Annotated in this window: 6 protein-coding genes; 3 read left to right on the top strand and 3 right to left on the bottom strand. The window is 57.6% G+C overall.

The features are described from left to right. Nucleotides 1-26 precede the first annotated feature (26 nt). On the bottom strand, nucleotides 27-980 hold the full coding sequence (locus EXQ56_14570; GenBank protein MSO21645.1) for a cyclase family protein: 954 nt from the start codon (nucleotides 978-980) through the stop codon (nucleotides 27-29). 145 nt (nucleotides 981-1,125) lie between these two features. After that, nucleotides 1,126-2,121 carry an ABC transporter substrate-binding protein gene (locus EXQ56_14565; GenBank protein ID MSO21644.1) on the bottom strand — a complete coding sequence of 332 codons (996 nt, stop codon included), beginning with the start codon at nucleotides 2,119-2,121 and terminating at the stop codon, nucleotides 1,126-1,128. A 6-nt stretch (nucleotides 2,122-2,127) separates the two neighbouring features. Here EXQ56_14565 and EXQ56_14560 point away from each other — a divergent pair, with 6 nt between their 5' ends. Continuing rightward, the gene (locus EXQ56_14560) at nucleotides 2,128-2,631 is read left to right on the top strand and encodes a c-type cytochrome (GenBank protein ID MSO21643.1); all 504 of its coding nucleotides are present in this window, start codon (nucleotides 2,128-2,130) and stop codon (nucleotides 2,629-2,631) included. On the opposite strand, the gene EXQ56_14555 is transcribed toward EXQ56_14560, so the two are convergent. Further along, nucleotides 2,618-3,166, bottom strand: a complete 549-nt coding sequence (locus EXQ56_14555) for a PaaI family thioesterase (protein ID MSO21642.1) — start codon at nucleotides 3,164-3,166, stop codon at nucleotides 2,618-2,620. The genes EXQ56_14560 and EXQ56_14555 overlap by 14 nt on opposite strands. A gap of 228 nt (nucleotides 3,167-3,394) precedes the next feature. Here EXQ56_14555 and EXQ56_14550 point away from each other — a divergent pair, with 228 nt between their 5' ends. After that, complete coding sequence (locus tag EXQ56_14550; protein MSO21641.1) at nucleotides 3,395-4,351, top strand: hypothetical protein; 957 nt, start codon at nucleotides 3,395-3,397, stop codon at nucleotides 4,349-4,351. A 341-nt stretch (nucleotides 4,352-4,692) separates the two neighbouring features. Then, nucleotides 4,693-6,129, top strand: a 1,437-nt coding sequence (locus EXQ56_14545; GenBank protein MSO21640.1) for a hypothetical protein, incomplete at its 3' end; no start/stop codon positions are given.

Raw genomic sequence — 6,129 nt, 5'->3', positions numbered from 1 at the left:
CCACTGCCTACTCACTACTCTCTGTTTTATCGAATGGCCACGGGCGCAACGGTTGAGCCGGTCGCGCCTTTGAGTTTCAGCGGCTGCACGATGAATGCGAACTCATACGCGCGGGCGCGGCCCAGCGCCGCCAGTCGCATATTTTCGAGTAGATGGATGCCGTGCTGGATCAGCATGATGGAATGCACCGGCAAGCTGGTCTGTGGCTCGGATGGACGCACCTCGACGCAGCAATTGTCCGAGCCGATCAGCATGGGATTTTGCGTTACGAGCCATTGCGCGGCCGCTACGCCGATGCCCGCGCCGGAGCCGGCGTACTTGGCATTGTCTTTGCCGCGCAGCGCATCCCAGCCGGTGCGGATCAGTACGGCGTCGCCAGGCTCCAGGGAGAGATTCTGTTTCTTCAGCGCCTGCTGCAAATCGTCCGGGGTGATGACGTAGCCATCCGGGAGTCGCTCGGCGCTCTTCAGCGCGGCAACGTCGATGAGCACGCCGCGCGTCATCAGCGTGCCGACTTTCTCAATTCCCAACTTGGTGAAGCCGGTGCGCGACATGATCTGGGAATACTGAAAGCAATTGTAAAAACTGCTGCCCCACATCTGATGCGCGAAGCCGTCGAACTGCGTTCCGAGCTGGCCCAGTTCGGCCACCACCAACTCTTCGTTGCCAACCCGCGTATTGGGGATGGGCACGGAAGCCTTGGTTTGGAGATTGAATCCACGACCGGCATTGACGTAGCCCTCCGCGGGGTCGGCGGATAACACGTCGGCCAGCTCGAACATCTCACCAGACTGAATCAGGCGAGTGGCCCGCAGAATCGCCTGAGGCGTCATCAGATTGGCCGAACCGCGCTCGTCATTCTGGCCCCAATGCGAGGGGCAGCGCGCGCTATCCGGTGGCATCTGCCAGCCTTGCGCGTGCAGTTCGGCTGTGGACAACGTGAGGACGATGAGGAGGCTGCGGGCTATCGCTGCGTGCATGTTGTGATTCTCCTTAGCTTTCTATCAGAAACTAAACCTAGTGTCATCCTGAGCGGAGCCAAGGACCTGCTTTGGTTTTTTTCGACGAACAGCAAGTTCTTCGCTGCGCTCAGGATGACAGCCTCTAACATGCGTGCTACACATTTCAAATGCGAAAGGACTCGAGAGACTCCGGCGCAAAAAGTTCTTCTGGTTTCAGCAGGCGCTTCGATAGCCCCTGCTCGAAATGATAGCGAAGAAATGTTTCGAGCACCACCCGGTTGGCGTCCAGCCCATACGGCCAGAAGTCTTCACCCATCAGTTGTTGCGTGTCTTCCAAATGCCGGGTGAGCCAGGGCAGCATGACCTTCAACGCGGTGGTCTCGGTGAGGTCGCGTTGCGCCTCGCGCTTGGCGAGGGTGAATGCCTTGTAGAGCGATTGTGCTATCCACGGATGCTTTTCATAGACATCGCGGCGGATGACGATGGTATGCATGGTCGGGAATATTTTGGTCTTCTGATAGTATTCGCGCTCGACCTGATCATAGTTGGCGAACAGTCGCCGCACTGGGCTGGCGGCATTTGTGGAAAATGTGGAAGGCATGCGGGCGGTGTAAAGCGCGTCAATCTCCCCGGTGGCAATCATCTGAGCGAGCGTGCGGTCATGGGGAATCGGTTGCAGCTTGATATCCGGCGGCAGCGTGATGGGAGATTTCTCGAGACGCCCCGGCTGCTCCTCGCCGCCGCTGCAGTAAGACACGCCGGCGAGCGGTACTCCGTAGTGCTCGTTCAGGATGCCGCGAATCCACACCGCGGCGGTCATCTGATATTCCGGCACGCCGACGCGCTTGCCGATTAAATCTTTCGGTTCGCGGATGCCGCTGTTCGCATTTACATAAATACAGGAGTGCCGGAAGAAGCGGGAAGGGAAGACGGGGATGGCGATGAATGGCCGGTCTTCCGAGTGCAGCGTCATGGTGTAGGAAGACAGCGACATCTCCGAGACATCGAATTCGTGGTGCCGCAGCATGCGGAAGAAAGTCTCCTCCACCACCAGGTTGAGGCCCGTCAGCGCGACGCCATCCACGGCGAGACGGTCTTCCAGCAGTGCGCGGGTGCGGTCATAGTCCCAGCAGGCGAGTGTCAGTGGCAATCGGGGCATCTTCGGATGGGCTCCCATACAAAATTAAGTGTAATTAAAATGGGCAACGACATTGTACGACGAATTCCTACCTTAGGGGCAGGCGGCTTTTCCGCAGGCTATCGTCTTGCTAGAATGAAATTAGTTGATGGCACGGAGGCTGGTAAGGTGATGAGCGCTGAATGGAGAAATGCAATATTTGTTGCTGGTCTGATTGTGGCGACGGTTGCGCAGTCGCTGGCCCAGTCCGCTTCATTAGCAGCGGACAAGAAGCCGCATACGGGGAAGGACATCTACGAGCGGCGCTGCGCGCTTTGCCATGGGCAGGATGGCTCACCGCAGGAAAGTGTTGCGAAGATGCTCCAGGCCGAGATTCCCCATCTCGGCTCGCCGCGTGTGCAGTCCAGGTCGGACGCTGAAATTCAGAAAGTGGTGAAGGACGGTGCGGGAAAGATGAAAGCGATGAAGGGCATTGCGGATATGGATATCACCAATATCATCGCGTTCCTGCGAACCTTCAAGAAGCCGTAGCGCCTGAGTCGAAAGGCGCTTCCTGTTGAAGCTCCGCCTCCTGAAGAAACATGGTGGCCTCCGTTTCCGCCAGCACGGTTTTCGTAACATCATCCAAGTGAATTTCGGCATGGGCAGTTACCAGGCGGCGGCGCTGCGCGACCACCCAGGCGCGAATGATCACCTTCGCCCCGGCTGGGATAGGTTCGCGGAAGCGCGTCTCGGCCTTGGCGGTTACGCCGAACATTCCCTGAAAGTAGAGCGCGTAGGCCAGGGCCTCATCCATCAGAGCAAAGGTGATGCCGCCGTGCAACATGCCGGGCCAGCCGCAGTGCTCCGGTTGTGCCACATATTCCCCGCGCGCGCCGCGCTCGCCATCACGAGTGAAAAGTACATGCAGGCCCGCTTGATTCTGCGGCCCGCAGACGTAGCAGTGCTGTGTGTTTCGGCTGAGCCGAATGGTTGTCTTGTCGTCAGAAGACATAAGGTAGATATCGCTGTTGTCCGGATTAGGAAGATTCCAGACACCGGCTCTCCAGCATACCGCGGAATTCATCCACGCACCGTCGTCATCCTGAGCGCAGCGAAGGACCTGCTGTTGTGCTACGGATCAAACCCAACAGCGGGTCCCTCGTCGCTGCGCTCCTCGGGATGACGACATTTGGGGTTTGTCTGCGAACGGGCCATCGTATCTGTCATCACTGCGGAAAGCAGAGTAAACTAGAAAACTTGCTATGCAATCCCTAACGAGAATTCTCACAATTTAGGATAATAGGGCCATTCGTTGACGAGTAAGCATCATCATCTGCGGGGATACGCATACATCGCTGCGGCGACTTTCTTCTGGGGTGTGGCGGCGACGCTGGGGCGCGCGGCGTTCACGGGACGGCTGCTGCCCGGTAGCGAGTCGCTGCCGGGCATCGACGCGCTACTCCTTTCCCAGACACGCACTACATTCACGTTTCTGATTTTATTGCCCGTGATGCTGGCCCGGCGCGGCGTGGGCAATCTGAAAATTCCATGGGCCGAACTCCGCAATATTATCGTCTTCGGCGTGATTGGGCAGGCTGCCACAAATTATTTCTACTATCTGGCCATCGAGAGAACCAACGTGGCGACGGCGATTGTCATCCAGTATACGGCACCGGTCTGGGTGCTGCTCTATCTGGCGGCGCGCGGCCAGCAGCGGCCCACGCTGCGGCGTTTGGCGGCGGTGGGGTTGGCGGTGGCGGGCAGCGCGCTGGTCATCAATATATTCGAAAGCGGGATACCTCTGGATCAAATCGGGCTGGGAGCGGCGTTTCTCTCCGCCCTAACCTTCGCCTTCTCGAATGTGTGGGGACACCACATTCTGGAGAAGCGGGACCGCTGGACGGTGATGCTTTACACCACTCTGACCGCCAGTCTGTTTTGGCTGGGAATCAACCCGCCGTGGAAACTGCTCGCGTTGCATTTGACGGGCCTGCAATGGCTCTTTCTCTTCTTTTTTTCCATCGTTTCCGTGCTACTACCGCTTTCACTTTATTATGTGGGGCTGCAATTGTTGGAACCCACCAGCGCAATTGTTGCCAGTTGTCTGGAGCCGGTGTTTGCCATCGCAATTGCGGCGATAGCGCTGGGTGAAAGTATGAACCCGCTACAGGCCGCTGGAATCGTGCTCGTGCTGACCGCCATCACTATTGTCCAGTGGCCTGAAGCGAAGGGGCAGGGGGTGCGCATTCCGCTCGATCCAATCGATTAACGGAACCCAAAATAGTTGAGGGTGGTCTATTTTTTTGAGCGATACCGCCGTGTGCGTTGGAAGCTTCCATTTTTCGGTTCGAGCCATCATAGATAACGAGGGCAATCGATGGCATTCGGGCAAGCGATTACGCTTGACTTGCAGGCCTAGGGGAAGTTATTTTTGAATCAACGGCTTGCAAATCTGTTTGGAACGAATTCAGAGTTGGGGAACTCCGGTTCGGCAGAGTGAGGATGGCTTTCCATGCTCCGTGCATGGGGTTGATCCCCAACTGCCAGAGGATTTGATGGTCCGCTAAATTTTAGTTAGAAAAATCCAGTACCGCACCGGACTGGAAATCAATGGAGGAACTACAAATAATGCGATTCAGGAAACAGGCACTTTGGATGACTGTGGCCTCTTGTTTGTTGTGGACAGGCATGGCGACAGCTCAGACCACTACGGCACCGAGCATTTTGGTGAGCTACCCCGATTTGATTATTCACAACGCGAAGATCGTTCCGATGACCGATGTAGGCTTCAACCAGAACACAGGCACCGCGGTGCAGGCGATGGCCGTCCGGCAGGAAAAGATTCTGGCTCTGGGCACGAATGCCGAGATGCTGGCGCTGGCCGGTCCCGCGACCCGCAAGATTGATCTGAAGGGCCGTACGGTTATTCCGGGCATCATTAACACCCACTCCCACATGCACGATCACTCCATCGGACGCTGGAGCCGCGCCAACGCGGCCAAGATCGAGGAAGTGCGCCGCACCTTCACGGTGACCGGCAAAGACTATAACGAAATTCGCAAAGGCATCGAGCTGGTAGTGAAAGAGCAGATGGCCAATCCTAAGCCTGATCAATGGGCTGTCATCAGCATGCCTGCGGGCGGCGATGGCCAGGGCATCGGCGTGAAGTACCTCAACGACAAAGCCATCACCTATGAAGACCTGAACAAACTGGCGCCGACACTTCCGGTGTTTCTGCTTTCGCATCCCGCGTGGATGCTGAACCGCTCCGCGCAGAACTCCTTCCTGGCGCTCTACGGCATGGACTGGAGCCAGGAAAATGTGGACAACGCCCTGACCATGGACACCACCATCACCCGCTCGCTGGTGGTGGATCGCTACTTCCGCGATCACGTCGATGAGATGGCTGACCTGATCGAAGATGGCCTGAAGCATCAGGCCGCGCTGGGCCAGACCAGCTTCAGCTCGCACATCGTCGGACTGCGCATTCATGACGGCTACATGAAGCTGGACCGCGAAGGCCGTATGCCGATCCGCTTTGGTTATGCCGATCGCTTCTGCCAGCAGGTGGAGCCGGATATGGCCGGCTGCTTCATCCGCAAGGGCGATGTGGCAGGCCTGGGCAGCAAGTATTTCTTCAACGTGGGCGTTACTCTCGGCGGCATCGATAGCGGTCCGCCGAACATTTGCACCACCATGGAAGCGGAAGCCAAGTACAAGTCCGCCGAGCAGTGCATCCTGACGCCCGGCAGCGAATACGACAAGGCCATCTCCGCCGCCGTCCGCTCGCGCCTGCGTTACATTGTCAACCACGTTTATGGCGACAAGGCTGTCGACTACTTCATGGACACCGTCGAGCGCGTCATGCAATCACAGCCCTCGCTCGACCTGAACTACATTCGTTCACGCCGCATCACCATGGACCACTGCGGATTCTACCCGCGTCAAGAGCAGCTCCCGCGCATCAAGAACCTGGGCATCGTGGTCAGTTGCGATCCCATGTTCCTGGACCGCAGCTACACGTGGCTGGATGTCTACGGCAAGGAC

The organism is Acidobacteriota bacterium (assembly GCA_009691245.1).
In the GTDB taxonomy this organism is placed as follows: Bacteria; Acidobacteriota; Terriglobia; order 2-12-FULL-54-10; family 2-12-FULL-54-10; genus SHUM01.
The sequence above is the reverse complement of the archived record's forward strand: the minus strand, read 5'-3'. Positions and strand labels throughout refer to the sequence as shown.

Bases quoted from the DNA above. Each gene is read 5' to 3' on its own strand.
- EXQ56_14570 (MSO21645.1), bottom strand. From the start codon at position 980: ATGCACGCAGCGATAGCCCGCAGCCTCCTCATCGTCCTCACGTTGTCC.
- EXQ56_14565 (MSO21644.1), bottom strand. From the start codon at position 2,121: ATGCCCCGATTGCCACTGACACTCGCCTGCTGGGACTATGACCGCACC.
- EXQ56_14560 (MSO21643.1), top strand. From the start codon at position 2,128: ATGGGCTCCCATACAAAATTAAGTGTAATTAAAATGGGCAACGACATT.
- EXQ56_14555 (MSO21642.1), bottom strand. From the start codon at position 3,166: ATGAATTCCGCGGTATGCTGGAGAGCCGGTGTCTGGAATCTTCCTAAT.